The sequence below is a fragment of the Nonomuraea sp. NPDC052116 genome (assembly GCF_040680035.1).
GTDB lineage: Bacteria > Actinomycetota > Actinomycetes > Streptosporangiales > Streptosporangiaceae > Nonomuraea > Nonomuraea angiospora_A.
This window is the reverse complement of sequence record NZ_JBFAWA010000007.1, coordinates 38,076-55,467: the sequence shown is the minus strand read 5'-3', so window position 1 is coordinate 55,467 and position 17,392 is coordinate 38,076. Positions and strand designations below refer to the sequence as shown.

Sequence of the window (17,392 nt, the reverse complement as noted above, 5' to 3'; positions counted from 1 at the left end):
CAACGGGCTCCGGCGGCGGCCGTTCGCATGTGTTGAATCTGGTCACTAGTTATGCACAAGGGCGAACGTACGATCTCCGCTTGTTTCTCACGTTCTGACAGCGGAGATGTCCATGCCCGAGATCATTATCGCCGCCACGCCCGCCAACGGGCACGTGGCTCCCCTCCTCACCGTCGCCGCCGATCTGGTGCGGCGCGGTCACGAGGTCACCTTCCTCACCGGCACGAGGTTCAAGGAGCGTGCGGAGGCGGTCGGCGCGTACTTCACGGCGCTTCCCGAGGAGGCCGACTACGACGACCGGCGGATGGACCTGGAGTTCCCCGAACGCGGCCAGCTCCCTCCCGGCCCGGTCCAGCTCGGGTTCGACGTCAAGCACATCTTCGGCGACCCGGTTCCGGCCCAGTACGAGGCGCTGCGGCGGCTGCTGGCCGACATCCCGGCCACCGCGGTGATCACCGACAACCTGTTCCTCGGGGCCCTGCCGCTCTCCCTGGCCTCCGGGCCGGACACGCGTCCGATCACCGTCAGCGTGGGCGTCTCGCCGCCGCCCCCGGCGACCGGCTGGGGCCCCGAGATCCACGTGGACGCGCAGCAGCATCTGGAGAAGCTGTTCGAGTCGGTCGGGGTGAGCCTTCCCGAGTTCGTGCTCACCAGCCTGATCACCGTCCCCGACCACTACCTGCAGCTGACCGTCCCCGGGTTCGAGTTCCCCCGTGACGACCTCCCGAGCTCCTTCCGCTTCGTCGGCCCCCTGCCGTCGGCGCCTCCCGGGGCCTTCGAGCGGCCGTCGTGGTGGAGGGAACTGTCGGACGGCCGCCCGGTCGTGGTGACGACGCAGGGGACGTTCGCGAACGTGGACCTGGAGGAGCTGGTCGTCCCCACGCTGCGTGTCCTCGCCGACTCCGACGTCCTCGTGGTCGCCGCCACCGCGCGGCCGGGCGGTGTCGAGGACGTGCGGAACCTCATGGAGACCGTTCCCGGCAACGCCCGGGTGGCCGACTTCATCCCCTTCGACCTGCTGCTGCCCCATGCCGACCTCCTGGTCACCAACGGTGGCTACGGCGGGGTGCACACCGCCCTGCGGCACGGTGTCCCGCTCGTCGTCGCGGGCGTCACGGAGGACAAGCCGTTGATCGCCGCCCGGGTCGAGTGGAGCGGTACGGGCGTCAACCTGGCCACCGCGCGACCCGACGACGCCGCACTCCGTTCGGCCGTGAACACCGTCCTGTCGACGCCGTCCTACCGCGCCCGCGCACGGGAGCTGCGCGAGGAGATCGCCGGCTTCGACGCCCTGGAGTCGATCGCCGAACTGGTGGCGGCTCGTCGAGGGTGAGCCGCGGTCACACTTCGGTCAGTCCTTGGTCACAAAGGGCGGCCTACGATTTCCCGCGGTCTGATCAGGGGTCTTACCGATGGGGGGAGGAACGATCGATCATGAAGACGGGGTTGCGGTTCGCCCTGCTGGGGCCGGTCAGGGGGTGGCGCGGTGACGCGGAGCTCGACCTCGGCGCACCCCAGCAGCGGGCGCTGCTCGCTTTCCTGCTGTTACGCGAGGGCGAGGCGGCGTCGATCGACGAGATCGTGGACGCGCTGTGGGGGGAGCGGCCGCCGGAGAGCGCGCGGGCCGTCGTACGTACCTACGTGTGCCGGCTGCGCCGCGTCGTGTCATCCGGCGAGGACGACGACCGGGTGATCAGGTCGTCCGGTTGCGGTTACGTCATCTCCACCGGCACGGCGTCCGTGGACTGGCACACCTTCCTCGGGCAGGTTCGGGAGGCGCAGGCCGTACGGGCTCGGGGGAATGCGGCCGAGGCGGCCGGCCTGCTGCGCGGCGCCCTGCGGCTGTGGCAGGGCCCGCCTCTGGGCGGGGCCCGCGGCGACTACGTCGACCAGGAGCGGACCCGCCTGGTCCAGCGCCGGGTCGCCGCGCTGGAGGAGCGGCTGTCACTCGACCTGGAGCTCGGCCGGCACGCCGAGGCGAGCGAGGAGCTGGCCGAGGCCGTCGCCGCCGAGCCCATGCGCGAGCGGCTGCGCGAGCTGCAGATGGTCGCCCTCTACCGGTCGGGCCGGCAGGCGGAGGCGCTGGGCGCCTATGACGAGGTACGGCGGTTGCTCGCGGCGGAGCTCGGCATCGACCCCGGCACCGGCCTGCGCGAGCTGCACCAGCGCATCCTGCGCGCGGACCCCGGGCTCGCCCCGCCGGTGCAGGGCCCGGTCGTCGCGCCCGAGCGGCCGCCCGCCCAGTTGCCCGCCGCGCCACCCGGCTTCGTGGGCAGGGAGGCGGAGCTGGCCGCCGTCCACGACACGCTCGGTCCCGGCGGGTGGACGCCGGTGGTGGCGATCACCGGGCTCGGCGGGGTGGGGAAGACCGCGCTGGCCGTCCAGGCGGCGCACGCGATGCGGGACCGGTTCCCGGACGGCCAGCTCTACGCGGATCTCGGGACGTCCGCCGGTCGCCCGGCGGACCCCGCCGAGGTCCTGGGCTTCTTCCTGCGCTCCTTCGGCGTGCCGGGGGATCGGCTGCCCGACCGGCTGGAGGAGCGGGCGGCGCTGTGGCGAACCGTGCTGGCCGACCGGCGGGTGCTGATCCTGCTGGACGACGCCCGTGACGCGGACCAGGTACGCCACCTGCTGCCGGCGGCGCCCGGCTGTGCCGCGATCGTCACCACCTGGCGGCACCTGATCGACCTGCCCGGCGCCCGCTGGATCGGGCTCGACGCCCTGCCCCCGGCGGACGCGCTGGAGCTGCTGGCCCGGCTGGCCGGTCACGGGCGGGTCCTCGGGCACCGGCAGGACGCGGTCGAGCTGGTCGAGCTGTGCTCGCACCAGCCACTGGCCGTACGCGTGGCCGCGGACCTGCTGCAGGCCCGGCCGCACTGGACGGTGCGGCAGGTCCGCATGCGCCTGGAGGACGACCTGTACCGGCCCGCGGGCGCGAACGACGGCTGCGCGCTGATCGAGGCGCCCTTGCTGCTGGCCCAGAGCCGCCTCGATCCGCAGCAGGCCACGGCCTTCCGGCTCGCCGCGCTGCCCGACTACGGCGAGCTGACGGCGGAGTCGGTCGGGGCGCTGCTCGGCCTGCCGCGACCGCGGGCCCACCGGCTGCTGGAGTCGCTGGTCGACGCACACCTGCTGCTGGCCGGGCCCGGCGGGACCTACCGGTACCACGGCCTGGTCAAGGCGTTCGCGAGGCGGCAGGCGTGGGCGTGCGAGGGCGTCGAACAGTGCGACGCCGCGCTGAGCCGGCTGCTGAGGCACCACTCACGGCGACCGGCGGCCCTGCCCATGGGCTGACGCATCGCTCACGGCGACCCCGGGTCCTGCCCCTGGGCTGACGCACCGTTCGCGGGGACCGGGCGGTCCTGCCCCTGGGGTGATCCGCCGTCGAGTTTGGCGGTGATGGCCGCCCTGGCCTCGGTCCGGGAGTCGTAGAGGCGTTCCAGGGCGGCCCGCCAGCTCGACCGGGCCGCGTCGGGATCGCCGGCGGCATGCCAGGCGTCGCCGAGCCGCTCCAGCACCAGAGCGTCGTGGTCGCGACCGTGCCAGCTCTGGCCGTCGCCCAGCGCCAGGGACCTGCGGTAGTTGTCGATCGCCGCACGGTGCTCTCCCAGGAGGTGATGCGCCCAGCCGATGGTGTAGAGGACGAAGCTCTGGCCGACCACGTTGGTCTGCAGCTTCAGCGACCGCCGGCTGTACGCCAGGCCCGCGCGCGGCTCGCCCAGCCGGATCAGCACCCAGCCCACCGCATTCAGGGCGCCGGCTTCCTCGAACGGGGTCGCTCCCTCCTGGCGGGACAGCACGAGGCAGCGCCGCGCGTGGCGCAGCGCCTCCTGGTAACGGCCCTGCCGGTCGTGCAGGCGGGTCAGTTCGAGGTGGGCGACGGACTGGCCCTTCACGTCCCCCAGTTCGGTGAACAGGCTCAAAGCGCGACGGTAGGCGTCGTGCGCCTCGCCGGGCAGCCCGGCACGCGTGCACGCCGACGCGAGCGCGTGCAGGGCGTGGGCGTGCATGCGCGGGTCACCGAGCCGCTCCGTGGCCCGCACCGCGGTCCGCGCCAGCGCCAGCACCCGCTCCGCCGGGCGCATCAGGATCAGGTACGTATGCGCCGACCAGGCCAGATGCGCGACATGGTGATCGAGCCCGAGCCGGGCGGCGTGCTCGATGGTGGCGAGGACGGCATCCTCCTCGGCGCCGAACCAGGCCAGCGCCCGGACCGTGTCGTCGATCGGGTCCGGGGCGACGCCGTCCCGCGGCTCGGGGAAGGGAATCGTGTTCTGGCCCGGTTTGATCAGCTCCGAGCAGCGGTGCGCCGTACGGAGGTAGTGGTCCAGCAGCCGGTGCAGGGCGGCCGTGACATCGTGATCCGCCTCCTCCTCGGCGACCGTCTCGGCGGCGTACGCGCGGATCAGGTCGTGGAACGTGAAGCGGCCCGGCACGTGCTCGGTGAGCAGGTGGGCGGCGGTGAGCTCCAGCAGCGGCGGGCGCACGCCGGAAAGGCTCAGCCCGGCCAGACCGGCCGCGGCCGAGGCGCTGATGTCGGGCCCCGGCGCGGTGCCGAGCAGCCGGAACAGCCGGGCCGCCGCCGGGGTGAGCGCGCGGTAGGACCAGGAGAACACCGCCTGCGGGGCCGCCGTCGCGTCGAAGCCGGTGAAGCCGTCCAGGTTGCCGCGCGCCTGGCGCAGCTCGGCCGCGATGGACGCCAGCGTGAAGGACGGGTGGGTCAGGGCCTGGGCGGCGACGGCGACCAGCGCGAGCGGCAGCCCGCCGCACAGGGACAGGATCTGGGCGGTCGCGTCCGGCTCCGCCTCCAACCGCGCCGCACCCAGCCGGGAACGCAGCAGGTCGGCGGCCTCGCGGGCCGGCAGCGGTTCCAGGACCAGCGGGTGGGCACTGTCGAGTCCGTCGAGCCGGTTGCGGCTGGTCACGATGACGAGGCAGCCGGGGGACTCGGGCAGCAGCGGGCGTACCTGCCGGGCGTCCCGGGCGTTGTCGAGCAGGAGGAGCATCCGCCGTCCGGCGACGCGGTCGCGGAACAGCGCGGTTCGCGCCTCCACGTCGACCGGGATCTCCTCCGCGGCCACGCCGAGGCCGGCCAGCAGCGCGTCCAGTGCCTCACCGGCGCTCATCGCCTGGTCGCTCGGGTGGAAGCCGCGCAGGTTCAGGAACAGCTGCCCGTCGGCGTAGTGGTGGGCGACCTGATGCGCCCAGTGCACGGCCAGGGTGGTCTTGCCGATGCCGCCCATGCCGTAGATGACCCTGACCTGCGCCGCGTCCGGCCCGGCGTGGCCCTCCTCCGTGGCCGGCAGCTGTGCCAGCTCCGCGTGGCGCCCCTCGAAGACCGGCGGATCGGCGGGCAGCTGAGCGGGCCTGGCCACACTCGCCCACGCCCCGGGCCGTACGGGCGGACGGTGCGCCACGTCCTCTCCCGCGGCGGTCAGCTCCGGCCCGGGGTCGATGCCCAGATCCTCGGCCAGCCGGGCGCGGACCAGGAGATAGTGGTCGCGGGCCGCGCTCTGGCGGCCGGTCGCGGCCAGCAGCTGAACCAGCCGCGCCTGCAGCAGCTCGTCCAGCGGCTCCCGCTCGGCCGCCGCCCGTACGGCCGGCAGCAGCGGCGCGGGCCTGCCGACGGCCAGCGCGTAGTTGGCGGCCACGCCCACCGCCGCCGCGTACTCCCGGTCCAGGGCGACGAAGACCGGCCGGGCACGGACCGCGGGCGGGATCCCGGCGGCCACGGCCCCCTGCCACAACCCCAGCGCCCGCACATAGTGGTCCACCGCTTCGGCGGGCCGATCCTCGGCGGCGGCCGCGCGGGCCCGCGCCACCTGCTCCCGGAACAGGAGAAGGTCCGCGCCGGCCGCGTCCACCGCGAGCCGGTAACCCCCCGCCGCGGGCAGCAGCCACCGGCCCGCCTCCCGCGCCGGCAGCCCGGGCTCCAGCGCCCGGCGCAGCCTTCCCACGTTCCGATGCAGCACGTTGAGCGCGGTGGGCGGCGGGTCCTGCCCCCACAGGCCGTCGACCAGGTCATCGACGCCGACGGGCTGTCCCGCGGCGGCCAGCAGCAGGGCCAGGAAGGCACGTTGCTGCGGCCCGCCCAGCCGGACCTCGCGCTCCTCCCGCAGCACGCGCACCGGGCCCAGGAGCGTGAACCACATCCGCTCGGTCAGGAGAGGTCACCGCCTTTCTCCGCCTATCAGGTGCAGATCGCGTTGACCTTGTCCAGAGCGGTCTATGGTTGCCTTCTTCGGTCGGCGGCAAAGGTGAATGACGCCGACCGTAGGGCGCGGTCGTCCACGGCGGATTGACGTCGCGCATACGCGGAGGGCTCCTAGCGCGCCGGCCGCCTGTAGGTGAACGTGCCCTCCGCCGTCAGCTCCGTGACGAGGTGGTGGTCGGGGGAGAGCCCGCAGGCCGGATCGGTACGGCTCGCGTCGCCGGTCAGCGCGTACGCCTGGCAGCGGCAGCCGCCGAAGTCGAGCGTCTTGCGCGGGCAGCTCGCGCACGGCTCGCGCATCCAGCCGGTGCCCCGGTAGGCGTTGAAAGCGGGCGAGTGCTCCCAGATCCAGCCGAGCGAGTGATCGCGGGCGTTGGGGAGGTCCAGCGGCAGGTCGTACGCCGCCGGGCAGGGCAGCACGCGGCCGTCGGGCGCGACGGTGATCGAGATCGCGCCCCAGCCGCCCATGCAGGGTTTGGGCACGCCGTCGAAATAGTCAGGGATCACCCAGATCAGCTCAACATCCGTCTTCTCCCGATATTTCTGGACTACGGCCTCGGCGCGGGCGAGCTGCTCCCTGGTCGGCAGCAGCGCGGACCTGTTGAGCAGCCCCCACCCGTAGAACTGGGTGTTGGCCAGCTCGATGCGCTCCACGCCCCACGCCAGCCCGAGCTCGATGATCTCGCCGACGGCGTCCAGGTTGGCCCGGTGCAGGACCACGTTGAGCCCGAGCGGCAGCCCGCTCGCCACCACCGCCGCGGCGGCCCGCTCCTTCTTCGCGAACGACGCGACCCCGGCGATCCGGTCCGACTCCGGCGCCGTGGCCGACTGGACCGACAGCTGCACGCTGCGCAACCCCGCCGCCGCCAGCTCGCCCGTCCTGCGCTCGCTCAGCCCGACGCCGCTGGTGACCAGCTGCGTGTAGACGCCCGCGCGGTCGGCCGCCGCCACGATCTCCGCCAGGTCGGGTCTCAGCAGCGGCTCGCCACCGGACAGATGCGCGTGCACGACGCCCAGCGCCGCCGCCTCGCCGAATATCCGCCGCCACTCGCCGGTGTCCAGCTCGCTCGACCTGGCCGCCAGCTCGGTCGGGTTCGAGCAGTACGGGCAGCGTAGCGGGCACGCGTGCGTGAGCTCGGCCAGCATGGCCCAGGGGGCGCTCACCGGAGCCAGCCCTCGGCCCGGACCCGTTCGAGGAACTCCACGACGTCGGGCTCCGCGCCCTCGGGCAGCTCGGCGACGATGTCCGCCACGGTCCGCGCGCCGTCGCACAGGGCGACGATGGCCGCGGCCTCGGCGTTGAGCACGACGATCCGCTCGGGCACGATCAGCAGGTCCGCCCCGCGTACGGGGTCGTGGCGGAGCATGGCCGCGCGGGACAGCACCGGACGCCAGGTCATCGGTACGCCCCGTCCACGGCGTCGAGCAAGGACCACAGGAGGTCGCACTTGTAGGCGAGCGCCGCGACGGCCTTCTCCTGATCGGCGCGCGTCCGCGCCCAGTCGAGCACCAGGGTCAGGGCCTCGCCGCTGTCCTGGCGGCCCTGGGAGACGCGTACCTGGAAATATCGCAGTCCGTCCGGATCTATCCACTGGTAGTGCCGTTCGAAGGCGGCGATCCTCGTCCGCATGAGGTCCGGGGCGAACAGCTCGGTCAGCGACGCCGCGACGGCCTCCAGCGCGGAGCCGTTGCGGCACAGGTTCACGTAGCCGTCGACGGCCAGCCGCACGCCGGGCAGCACGCTCTCGCCCGACAGCAGCAGCGACCGCTCCAGCCCGGCCGCCTCGCCCAGGCGCAGCCACCGCTCGATGCCGCCCTCGCCGGGCGCGGCGCCGTCGTGGTCCTGGATCCTGCGCAACCACATCCTGCGCAGCTCGGGCGTGGCCAGCTTGGCCAGGACGAACGCGTCCTTGACCGGGATGTGCCGCTGGTAGTGGAAGCGGTTGAGTATCCAGCCCCGCAGCTCGTCCCGGGTCAGCTCACCCGCGTGCATGCGCTGGTTGAACGGGTGCAGGTGGTGGTAACGCTTCTCCGGTACGGCGCGCAGCTCGGCCTCGAAGCCGTTCAAAGGTCGATCACCATCCCGTCGGCGGCCACCTCGATCCCCAGGTCGGCCAGCACCTCGTGCTGCTCGGCCGCCGGGTCCACGAGGGGGTTGGTGTTGTTGAGGTGGGTGTACAGGCGGCGGCCGGGCAGCTTGGAGAGCCGTTCCATGGTCGCCTCGATCGGCAGGTGGCCCATCTGGGTGGCGGTCCTGGCGGAGATCCCGGTACTGCGGGGCTCCTCGTCGTCCCAGAACGTGCCGTCCACGATCACGCACGCGGCCTGCCGGAACGCCTCGTCCAGCTCGTCCGGCCAGACCCCCATGGCGGGGGCGTACACCAGCGGCCCGAGGCGCAGCGCCGACACCCAGCCCGTGGCTTCGGGGGAGCCCGCGGCGTACCGGGGACGCTTGCCCGACACCGGGATGGTGGCGGCGTCGGCCCAGGTCAGCTGGAGGTAGGGGCGCAGGAGCTCGGCGAAGGGGCGCAGCGCGTCCCGTACGACCGGGGTGGAGCGCACCTCCAGCGCGTCGGCCTCCCTGAGCCTGAGCAGGCCGATCGTGTGGTCGAGCTCGGCGTCGGTGAGGATCACGCCCTTCAGCGGCGACTCGCGGGGGCCCGGCCCCGGGCGCAGCCACGCGCACGACTCGATCTGCTCGGCGATGTCGGGCGTGGCGTTGACCACGTAAGCGCCGTCGTCGAGCTGGACGGCCAGGCTGGCGTGACGTCGGCGGCGGCCCGGATGGGCGCGCGCCCCGGAGCAGCCGGGGCACGCGCAGTTCCACTGGGGCACGCCGCCACCGGCCGCGGTGCCGAGCACCTGCAGTCGCATGGCGGCGCCCGGTTACCGGGTGGCCAGGAAGTACGCGGTCATCTCCATCGATGCCTCGACGACCTGGTAGTCGGGCTTGTGCCAGGTCGTCTCCTCGCCGCGGGTCCTGACCTTCTTCTCGTGGATCCTGCGAGGCTGCTTCTTGCCCTGCTCTTTCGGCTGGGACATATGCGTACCTGCCTTCCGTAGGGTGTTACAACCGATATGACCCTGTGAGATGGCGGACGTCAATGCCTTAGATCGGAGCTATATCGCCGATTTCCGGAAACTTTCCGGGCATGGGCGTGGCCGACGGGATCGTTCATCCGATGTCTCGCCATTCGATCGGTGAAGCCGCCCGATCGCCAAACGAAGTTCGTCTCGTTCGCGCGGTCGCGCCGATTTCCGGCCGTTCGTTCGGGCCGAGGGGCATGCGCCCCGGCGTATGGCGGACGCTTGAGCCCTGATGCCGCTCGACCGGAGGGACCGGAGCCGTGCCCGAACTCGACCACGAACACGTCGCCATCCGCACCGGCCCGCGCTCCGGACTGCCGGTGATCGTCGCCGTCCACTCGACGGCGCTCGGCCAGGCGGTCGGCGGATGCCGCGTCTGGCGCTACGCCGACTGGCGCGACGGGCTCGCCGACGCGCTGCGCCTGTCGGCCGGCATGACCGCCAAGTGCGCCGTGGCCGGGCTGGCCAACGGCGGCGGCAAGACCGTCGTCGCCGTGCCCGAGGGCACCGAGCTGGATCCGGCGTTGCGCCGCAAGCTCCTGGAGGACGTGGCGGACGCCGTCGCGTCCCTGGACGGCACGTACGCGACCGGTCCGGACGTCGGGACGAGCCCCGAGGACATGGCGGTCATCGGCGAACGTACCGCCCACGTCTTCTGCCGGCCGGTGGAGCAGGGCGGCAGCGGCGACTCCTCGCCGGCCACCGCGCTCGGCACGCTGGCGGCCCTGCGCGCCGTACGCCACCGCCTCCACGGCACCTCAGCCCTCAAGGGCGCGCGCGTGTCGCTGGTGGGACTCGGCAGCGTGGGCCTCCGCGTGGCCGGCTTGCTCGCCGAGGAGGGAGCCGAACTCCTGGTCAGCGACATCGACCCCGCCAAGCGGGCCCCGGCCCGCGAGCTCGGCGCGACCTGGACCTCGCCCGGGGAAGCCCTCACCGCCGAGGTCGACATCCTCGTCCCGGCCGCGCTCGGCGGCATCCTCACCGGGGACGTCGTACCGGAGCTGCGCTGCGCCGCCATCGCCGGGCCCGCCAACAACCAGCTGGCCACCGAACCCGTCGCCGACCTGCTGCACGGGCGCGGCATCGTCTGGGTGCCGGACTACGTCGTCAGCGCGGGCGGCGCCGTCAACGCGCTCGCCGTGGAACTGCGTCACGAGAGCCCCGAGGAGGCCCGCGTACGCGTCGAGGCCATCGAGCACACCGTCACCGAGCTGCTCCAGGAGGCCGAACACCGGAACGTCACCCCCGCCCGGGCCGCGACGGACCTGGCCCGCCGCCGCCTCGACGCAGCCCGGGCGGGACGGCCTGCCGGATGAGCCGAGGGCCGGCGAGCCCTGAGCGACCGGCCGCCTGGGATCACTGCCAGGTCAGCGAGCCCCGGGTTGCCCAGTAGGTCTCGGGTTCTTCGGCCAGGGCAGCGAGCCGCTCGTCCAGGTCCGGGTCCCAGGCGACGTGGACCGCGGCGAGATTGCTGTGGAGCTGCTCCACCGACGCGGCCCCGCTCAGCACCACGCCGGCCCACGGCCTGGCCAGGATCGCGGCCAGGGCCAGAGCGTCCGGGGTGAGGCCGCGTTCCCGGGCGGCGCGGGCGAGCGCGTCCGGAGCGGCGTGGGCGGTCAGGCGGCCGTTCGCCACGCCCTCCTTGACGATCACTCCCAGCCCGGCGCGATGGGCCCGGTCCAGGGCCGGGCCGGCGGACGGTTCGAGCAGGTTCCAGGTCGCCTGGACCGTGTCGAACAGGCCGAGCCCGACCGCCCGGTCGATGGTGTCCGCCTGACGTGGGCCGGTCGTGGACAGGCCGACCGACACGCTGGAGGCGCGCAGCTCGCGCAACCCGGCGAGGACGTCCCGGTCGTCGAGCACGCCGCTCTCCAGGGTGGCCGAGTGGATCTGGTACAGCGACAGGTGCTCGCCCAGCAGCTCCCGCGTCTCGTCGAGCTGCCGTCGCAGCTGCCCGGCGGACAGCTCTTTCACCTCGTGCCGGTCGGCCTGCATCCGCCAGTCGCCGACGTAGGCGTACCCCCACTTCGATCCCACGGTCACCGCCCCGGGCGCGATGGCGCGCTCGCGCAGCCAGCCGCCGAGGAACTCCTCCGCCCGGCCGTACGAGCGGGCCACGTCGAAGTACCGCACCCCGGCCGCCAGCGCCGCGTCCAGGACCGCCCAGCTCCGGGCCCGCATCGCGCCGACGCTGCGATCATCGCCGAGGTCCTCCTCCCGGCCGAGCGTGATGTACGCCGGCCGCCCCAGCGCGGCCAGCCCGATCCCCACGGGTGTCACCCGCAGTCCCGTGTGGCCCAGCTCACGCACACCCATCCCGTCCCAGCTCTCCGCAGTCATGCCGTCAGTTGACCACATACGCCGGGATCGGCTGCCGACGGGCCGCCGGTCCGTACGAGGTGATCAGCCGCCCGTGCCCAGGCCCGCGTCCCTGGCCCGGGCGACGGCTTCGGCGCGGTCGGCGACCTGCAGCTTGGTGAAGACGTTGGACACGTGGTTGCGGACCGTCTTGTCCGACAGGAACAGCCGCTTGGCGATGGCGGCGTTCGTCAGCCCGCGGGCCACGAGATCGAGCACCTCGCGCTCGCGTTCGGTCAGCTCGGGGAACGGCATGGTCGCGGCCCGGCCGCCGGAGGCGAACCACGACAGCACCCGCCCCGCGATCGCCGCGCTGAAGACCACCTCGCCGCTGCCGACGGCCCGCAGCGCCCGCGCGATCTCCTGCCGGTCGGCGCCCTTGACGAGATAGCCGCGCGCGCCCGCCCGCATCGCCGCGAACACCGAGTCGTCGCCGTCCAGCATCGTCAGGACCAGCACCGCGATCTCCGGGCGGTGCCGGACGATCTCGCGGGTGGCGTCGATGCCGTTGAGCGCCGGGCCGCCGTCGCGCGCGGGCAGGTTGAGGTCCATCACCACGATGTCCGGCGTCAGCTCGGCGGCGAGCCGGACGGCTTCGTGCCCGTCGGGCGCCTCCCCGACCACCTCGACGTCCGGCAGCGCCTCCAGGGCGGTGATGAGTCCCTCCCGGTAGAGCGGATGGTCATCGACGACGAGCACCCTCACGCGGGCACCTCCTCGGTCAGCTCGATCTCGCCGCGCGTGTGCAGCGGCAGGCGGGCCTCGACGCGGGTTCCGGCGCCGCCGGTCCCGGCGCCGATGGTCAGGTCACCGCCGAGCTCGCGCGCCCTGGCCCGCATGGACGCCACCCCCATGCCCGGCACCGGCGCCGGCGGCATTCCGCGGCCGTCGTCCTCGACCACGACCCGCAGGTCGTCCGCCTCGCGCCGCAGCTCGACCCGGGCCGTGGCCGCGCCCGCGTGGCGGGTGGTGTTGGTCAGGGCCTCGGCCACCATGCGGTACGCGGCGACCTCGACGGCGGCCGGCGCCGGCTCCAGGGGTTCGGCGATCTCGACGTCGATCCGCAGGCGCGCGCCGGCGAACCGGCCGGCCAGCTCGCGCACGGCCGACGGCAGGCCGAGATCGTCGAGGGCGGGCGGGCGCAGGCCGTGCACGATCCCGCGGACGTCGTCCACCGCCCCGCGCAGCCGCGGCACCACCTTGTCCAGCAGCCGCGTCGCCGCCGCCCGGTCCTCGCCGATCAGGTCGCGGGCGGTCTCGGCCTGCAGCGCCGCCGCGGCCAGCAGGGGGCCGAAGCCGTCGTGCAGCTCCCGGTAGAGCCGCCGCCGCTCCTCCTCCCGCGCGGTGACGAGCTGCTTGCGCGAGCGCACCAGGTCCCGCGTCAGGGCGACCGTGTGCACGGCCACCCCGGCGGACGCGGCGAGGGAGGCCAGCAGCCTGCGCTCGGCCCGGCTCAGCCCGTCGGCGCGGTGGCCGACCAGCATGGTGCCGACGTCGGCACCGCCGTAACGCAGGGGGAGGCGTTCGGTCTCCGCCACGGGGCTCCCGTGCGCGACGCGCTCGCCGTCCGCCAGCTCGATCGCCACGTACGGCAGGCGCATCGTCGAGGCCACCGTGCGGGTCATCTCGGGCAGCAGCTCGGCGCCGACCACGTCCGCGTCGCGGGCGGCGTCCAGGCGCCGGGCGATGCCGGCCAGCACCGCGTACGGGTCCTCGCTCCGGCCGTGCACCAGCCGGTTGACCCGGCCCCGCAGCAGCCCTTCCAGCGGGCGGCCGGCCAGCGCCACCACCGCCACGGCGACCAGCGGCGCGCCGGTCGAACGCCCGAGCAGGCCGCTCAGGACGTCCACCAGCGCGGTGTAACCGACCAGGGCGCACAGCAGGAGCAGGGTGTAGCGCAGGGACCGGCTGACGACCACGTCGACGTCCCACAGCCCATACCGCATGGCCGCCACCAGGCACCCGAGCGGCAGCGGCAGCATCGCCGCCGCGGTCACCACCGGGCCGAGCGGGAACCCCAGCCCGAACAGCACCACCGTGGCCGCGAACCCGAGCCCGATCCACTTGAGCTGCTGCCGCTGCGACAGGCCGCCCTCGCTCCATCGGAGCCACAGGCACACGAGGGCGAACGCCAGCGCGGCCGCCGGAACCGCGTTCACCGCCAGCCCCAGCCACGGCGGCAGCCGGTCCACACCGACGGGATTGCGCAGGTAGGTGCCGATCAGGCTGGGCGCGTCCACGGTGTAGCCGGTCCTCGCCGCGTCCACGCTCGCCGCCAGCACGCCGGCCGCCGCCAGCCACATCGCCGGGCGCCAGCCACGCCCCAGCAGCCGCCCGTCGGGCAGCAGCAGCGGCAGCACCAGGGCGATGAGGGCGAACCCGGTGCGCCACGTCCAGTTTCCGACCCACAGCGCGGCCTCGGCGCCCGGCAGCGGGTGCCCGACCGCCAGCGCGTGCACGGCGTACTGGGGGCCGGCGAAGCTGATCGCCTGGAGGAGGCCGATCGCCAGCAGCAGCCAGCCGATGACGAGCCGCGGGCGCGCGCCGGCGAGCCAGGCGCCCATCAGGCCGTACGAGCAGGCGGCCGTCGCGCTCATCGGCCACCACGCCATGAGATCGGGGTTGCCGGGCGTCTGCCCGTCGGCGACGTGCAGCACGATGCCGGCCGCGGTGAGGCCCAGCGTGAGGGCCGCGCCGGCGGCGGCGCCCGCCTTGGCCTGCCTGTCGCGTGGTGACACGGCGCCATTGTGCCCGCCGCGCGTGCGCAGGTCACGGGACAGGATGTCCCGACTGTCACGTCCCGCCCGGCCGGGACCGGACGTCCCGTCGCGATCATGACCGTGGCCTCGTGAAACGCGGACGGCCGGGCGCCCATGGTTGCTCCATCGACACACGGAGGAATCACCATGAACCGCCCCGTCCCCGCCCTGGTCGCCGTGCTGCTCGTCATGGACGTCACGGGCGCCCTGATCTCCGTCGGCACCGGCCTCAGCCCGACCCTGCTCGACGCGCTCGGCTCCGAGGCGCGCCTGTCCGCGCCGCTCCCCATGATGATCGTCCAGGCCCTCCTGGCCTTCGGGACCACCCGCCGCCACCGCGGCGTGGCCGCGGTCTCCGCGGGGTTGCTCGCGATCGCGGGCGTTCTCGCGTTCGTCTCCGGCTTCTACGACGGCGGCTACGACGACCCGCGGCTCACCGTGTCCCTGCGGCTCTTCCAGGTCGCCCTCGTCGGGGCGCACCTGGCGATGGGGGTCTTCAGCGGCGTACGCGTGGTCCAGGTGCTGCGCGCCTGACCTGTCCTGAAAATGACGATGGCCGCCTCTGCCCGGCTTACGCGGGGCAGAGGCGGCCATGCTGGGTCATCGGGCGATCACCCAGGTGGGCTCGCGGGTCGCGGCGGGCTCCGGGTGGACGGCGCGGGTGAGCATGGTCTGCGCCACGCCCGCCTTGAGCAGGGCGGCCATCCGGACCACCGGCACCAGCGTCAGCGCGAACAGGGCGCCGACCGCCGTGGTGACGAGCACGAACGTCGTGGGGGTGGCGGCGAGTCCCAGCCACTCGGGCAGCCCGTTCTCGAGGGCGCCGGGGATCCGGGCGATGGCCCAGCCGTAGATGGGGAAGGTGAGGCCGGCGATGGCTCCGGCCCACCACACGGCGCTGAGGACGAAGGCGGCCAGCGCGAACGGCAGCGCGATGATCCCGTGCAGCAGGTCCATCATCGCCTGCCCGCTGGTCAGCGGGTTCATCACGCGGCGGAACCAGCCCGCGCCCTCGGGGACGGGGGTGTACGCCGGGCGGGCGACGGGGTGGCCGAGCACGTCGGGGAGCGCAACGCGTTCGAGGTCGGCGAGGTGCTTGGCCGCGGCGGCCGTCGCGGCCAGCACCGGCAGGCCGACGAAGGCGACCGCGCTGCCCAGGCCCGCCGAGACACCGATGACGGTGGTGGCGAAGGAGGCGACGGAGAGCGGGAGGCCGAGCAGGGTGTAGCGGGTGTCGGTGGCGAGGCGGCGCTGGAGGGTTCTCATGGGAAAGACGCTACGAGCCGGGACCATGACGCATCGACCCTGCGCACGGGCGTGTGCATGGTAGGGCCAGCCCTACCTGAACGGCCTCGGCAGCAGTATTGTCGGGAAAGATCTCCGACGTGATGATCAGAGCATGCTCCGATCACGAACCGTCCTGTCCGCGCTCGCCCTCGCCGCGTCCGCGCTGCTGATCAGCGGACCCGCCGAGGCGCAGGCGGACCCGCCGTTACCCTCGGCGATCTTCCGCGCCACGCACAACAGCTACTCGGGCAACGTCGCCGGCGCCAAGAACTCGATCGCCTACCAGCTCGACCACGGCATCCGCTTCATCGAACTCGACATACACGACAACGGCTACGCCACCTCGAACGACTACTCCATCGGCCACGACTCCCCGGGCAACCAGGTCGACCACTCCGGCAACCCCGCCTCCAACCTCCTGCGCGACTGGCTCAAGGTGATCAACACCTGGTCCGCGCAGCATCCCACCGCCGCGCCGATCGTCGTCGCCCTCGACATCAAGGACGACCTGACCGACAACACCTCGTACGCGGCCGGCAACCTGGCGGCGCTCAACCAGGAGTTCGTCTCCGTCTTCGGCTCGCGGCTGCTCTGGGCCAAGGACTACCCGGCGACCCCGCCGACGGTGGACGCGCTGCGCGGCCGGGTGCTGCCCCTGATCTCCGGAAACGGGACGACCCGCACCCTGTACAAGCGCGACGTCGGCTCCAACCCGGCCGTCGCGATCAACGGCCGCGGCCAGGTCGTGGAGGTGCACGACTCGGGTGCGGGCGCGCTCTGGTACTGGTCCGGCACGTACGGCGCCGACGGCCGCGTGACCTGGCTGCGCCACGGCAAGTACGACAACGGCGTGACGCCGGCCGTCGCCCTCAACGACAACGGCGACCTGGTCGAGGTCCACCAGTCCCAGACCGCGACCACGCTGTGGTACCGCGTGGGCCGCCTCGGCGCCGACGGCGAGATCACCTGGTCGGCCAGCCACAAGTACGACGACGGCGTCCTGCCGACGATCAGGTTCACCGATCCGGCGGGCACGCAGTTGCGCGAGATCCACCGCAGCCAGAGCAGCAGCCAGAACTGGGACTGGGACGGCGTGCTCGACGCCGGCGCGATGGCGGTCTCGTGGAGCGGCAACGCCAAGACCTCCGACGCCCGCTACGACAAGACCACCTCGGCCAGCGGCACGTCACGCGTGCGCGTGTGGACCGGCGCCGACGGCCCGACCCCCTCGCAGACCCTGCGCATCGACACCGACAGGTACACCGGCGACCGCATCCGCTACCAGCAGGTCGCCTTCGACGAGTTCCAGCAGGGCGACAGCGCGGAGCTCCAGCAGGGCGCGCTGTTCTACGCCGCGCCCGCCACGCAGTCCTCGTTCATCACCGCGGCGCGGCAGGCGGGACGGCTGGTACGGGGCTGGGACTTCGACTCGACCGGCGACGCGACCAGCCCGCTCGCCAACTACCCGGCGACCAACCACCCGTACGACACCTGGTATCAGGACCTTCTCTCCCAATCCGGCGCAATCCAGTAAGCCCGCGTCGTACGAGGGGGCGGCGGCCGGAAAATCGTTCGCTCCCTCGTACCCCCGGACGGCAGCATTTAGCGGGGCGGTGTCTGCATTCGGGAGGGCGGATGGCTGTGCTCGGAACACTTCAGGATTCCCCAGGCAATCCATCTGCGCGGAGGT

The 17,392-nt window shown here is 73.5% G+C and carries 15 protein-coding genes; 5 read left to right on the top strand and 10 right to left on the bottom strand.

Annotation, left to right across the window (positions count from 1 at the left end; translation table 11 throughout):
• Positions 1 to 112: 112 nt before the first annotated feature.
• Both AB0L65_RS14995 and AB0L65_RS14990 read left to right on the top strand, forming a co-directional pair.
• Positions 113 to 1,333: a nucleotide disphospho-sugar-binding domain-containing protein gene (locus AB0L65_RS14995; RefSeq protein ID WP_364244956.1), complete on the top strand. Its 1,221-nt coding sequence runs from the start codon at positions 113 to 115 to the stop codon at positions 1,331 to 1,333.
• 101 nt (positions 1,334 to 1,434) lie between these two features.
• Complete coding sequence (locus AB0L65_RS14990) at positions 1,435 to 3,294, top strand: BTAD domain-containing putative transcriptional regulator (protein ID WP_364244953.1); 1,860 nt, start codon at positions 1,435 to 1,437, stop codon at positions 3,292 to 3,294.
• Between the two features lie 8 nt (positions 3,295 to 3,302).
• Here the strand turns inward: AB0L65_RS14990 and AB0L65_RS14985 are convergent, their stop codons facing one another.
• The 6 genes from AB0L65_RS14985 to pqqA form a co-directional block, all read right to left on the bottom strand.
• The gene (locus AB0L65_RS14985) at positions 3,303 to 6,152 is read right to left on the bottom strand and encodes a BTAD domain-containing putative transcriptional regulator (protein ID WP_364244950.1); all 2,850 of its coding nucleotides are present in this window, start codon (positions 6,150 to 6,152) and stop codon (positions 3,303 to 3,305) included.
• A 173-nt stretch (positions 6,153 to 6,325) separates the two neighbouring features.
• The gene (gene pqqE, locus AB0L65_RS14980) at positions 6,326 to 7,375 is read right to left on the bottom strand and encodes a pyrroloquinoline quinone biosynthesis protein PqqE (RefSeq protein ID WP_364244947.1); all 1,050 of its coding nucleotides are present in this window, start codon (positions 7,373 to 7,375) and stop codon (positions 6,326 to 6,328) included.
• Positions 7,372 to 7,611, bottom strand: coding sequence for a pyrroloquinoline quinone biosynthesis peptide chaperone PqqD (pqqD, locus tag AB0L65_RS14975; RefSeq protein ID WP_364244944.1), 240 nt, complete (start codon positions 7,609 to 7,611; stop codon positions 7,372 to 7,374). Before pqqD ends, pqqE begins: the two co-directional genes overlap by 4 nt.
• Positions 7,608 to 8,279 carry a pyrroloquinoline-quinone synthase PqqC gene (gene pqqC / locus AB0L65_RS14970; protein ID WP_364244941.1) on the bottom strand — a complete coding sequence of 224 codons (672 nt, stop codon included), beginning with the start codon at positions 8,277 to 8,279 and terminating at the stop codon, positions 7,608 to 7,610. The genes pqqD and pqqC overlap by 4 nt, the downstream gene beginning before the upstream one ends.
• Positions 8,276 to 9,085, bottom strand: a complete 810-nt coding sequence (locus tag AB0L65_RS14965; protein ID WP_364244938.1) for an MBL fold metallo-hydrolase — start codon at positions 9,083 to 9,085, stop codon at positions 8,276 to 8,278. Before AB0L65_RS14965 ends, pqqC begins: the two co-directional genes overlap by 4 nt.
• A gap of 12 nt (positions 9,086 to 9,097) precedes the next feature.
• Positions 9,098 to 9,253, bottom strand: a complete 156-nt coding sequence (gene pqqA, locus AB0L65_RS14960; protein WP_225963807.1) for a pyrroloquinoline quinone precursor peptide PqqA — start codon at positions 9,251 to 9,253, stop codon at positions 9,098 to 9,100.
• Between the two features lie 305 nt (positions 9,254 to 9,558).
• Between pqqA and AB0L65_RS14955 the strand changes: the two genes are divergently transcribed.
• Positions 9,559 to 10,614 (top strand): Glu/Leu/Phe/Val dehydrogenase dimerization domain-containing protein, encoded by a 1,056-nt coding sequence (locus tag AB0L65_RS14955; protein WP_364244935.1) that lies wholly within the window; start codon positions 9,559 to 9,561, stop codon positions 10,612 to 10,614.
• Positions 10,615 to 10,654: 40 nt separating this feature from the next.
• Here the strand turns inward: AB0L65_RS14955 and AB0L65_RS14950 are convergent, their stop codons facing one another.
• The 3 genes from AB0L65_RS14950 to AB0L65_RS14940 all read right to left on the bottom strand — a co-directional run bounded on the left by AB0L65_RS14950 (position 10,655) and on the right by AB0L65_RS14940 (position 14,394).
• Positions 10,655 to 11,638, bottom strand: coding sequence for an aldo/keto reductase (locus tag AB0L65_RS14950; protein WP_364244932.1), 984 nt, complete (start codon positions 11,636 to 11,638; stop codon positions 10,655 to 10,657).
• A 63-nt stretch (positions 11,639 to 11,701) separates the two neighbouring features.
• A complete protein-coding gene (locus tag AB0L65_RS14945; protein ID WP_350723338.1) occupies positions 11,702 to 12,361 on the bottom strand; it encodes a response regulator transcription factor in 660 nt (219 codons plus the stop codon).
• The gene (locus AB0L65_RS14940; RefSeq protein WP_364244928.1) at positions 12,358 to 14,394 is read right to left on the bottom strand and encodes a histidine kinase; all 2,037 of its coding nucleotides are present in this window, start codon (positions 14,392 to 14,394) and stop codon (positions 12,358 to 12,360) included. Before AB0L65_RS14940 ends, AB0L65_RS14945 begins: the two co-directional genes overlap by 4 nt.
• A 168-nt stretch (positions 14,395 to 14,562) precedes the next feature.
• On the opposite strand from AB0L65_RS14940, the gene AB0L65_RS14935 reads away from it, so the two are divergent.
• Positions 14,563 to 14,949, top strand: coding sequence for a hypothetical protein (locus tag AB0L65_RS14935; protein WP_364244925.1), 387 nt, complete (start codon positions 14,563 to 14,565; stop codon positions 14,947 to 14,949).
• 66 nt (positions 14,950 to 15,015) lie between these two features.
• Here AB0L65_RS14935 and AB0L65_RS14930 read toward each other — a convergent pair whose 3' ends face one another.
• Positions 15,016 to 15,681, bottom strand: a complete 666-nt coding sequence (locus tag AB0L65_RS14930) for a sensor domain-containing protein (RefSeq protein WP_364244923.1) — start codon at positions 15,679 to 15,681, stop codon at positions 15,016 to 15,018.
• A 133-nt stretch (positions 15,682 to 15,814) separates the two neighbouring features.
• On the opposite strand from AB0L65_RS14930, the gene AB0L65_RS14925 reads away from it, so the two are divergent.
• On the top strand, positions 15,815 to 17,236 hold the full coding sequence (locus AB0L65_RS14925) for a hypothetical protein (protein WP_364244920.1): 1,422 nt from the start codon (positions 15,815 to 15,817) through the stop codon (positions 17,234 to 17,236).
• The last annotated feature ends 156 nt before the right edge of the window (positions 17,237 to 17,392 follow it).

Bases quoted from the DNA above. Each gene is read 5' to 3' on its own strand.
- AB0L65_RS14985 (WP_364244950.1), bottom strand. From the start codon at position 6,152: ATGTGGTTCACGCTCCTGGGCCCGGTGCGCGTGCTGCGGGAGGAGCGC.
- pqqD (WP_364244944.1), bottom strand. From the start codon at position 7,611: ATGACCTGGCGTCCGGTGCTGTCCCGCGCGGCCATGCTCCGCCACGAC.
- AB0L65_RS14925 (WP_364244920.1), top strand. From the start codon at position 15,815: ATGCTCCGATCACGAACCGTCCTGTCCGCGCTCGCCCTCGCCGCGTCC.
- pqqA (WP_225963807.1), bottom strand. From the start codon at position 9,253: ATGTCCCAGCCGAAAGAGCAGGGCAAGAAGCAGCCTCGCAGGATCCAC.
- AB0L65_RS14965 (WP_364244938.1), bottom strand. From the start codon at position 9,085: ATGCGACTGCAGGTGCTCGGCACCGCGGCCGGTGGCGGCGTGCCCCAG.
- AB0L65_RS14935 (WP_364244925.1), top strand. From the start codon at position 14,563: ATGAACCGCCCCGTCCCCGCCCTGGTCGCCGTGCTGCTCGTCATGGAC.
- AB0L65_RS14930 (WP_364244923.1), bottom strand. From the start codon at position 15,681: ATGAGAACCCTCCAGCGCCGCCTCGCCACCGACACCCGCTACACCCTG.
- AB0L65_RS14950 (WP_364244932.1), bottom strand. From the start codon at position 11,638: ATGACTGCGGAGAGCTGGGACGGGATGGGTGTGCGTGAGCTGGGCCAC.
- AB0L65_RS14995 (WP_364244956.1), top strand. From the start codon at position 113: ATGCCCGAGATCATTATCGCCGCCACGCCCGCCAACGGGCACGTGGCT.
- AB0L65_RS14990 (WP_364244953.1), top strand. From the start codon at position 1,435: ATGAAGACGGGGTTGCGGTTCGCCCTGCTGGGGCCGGTCAGGGGGTGG.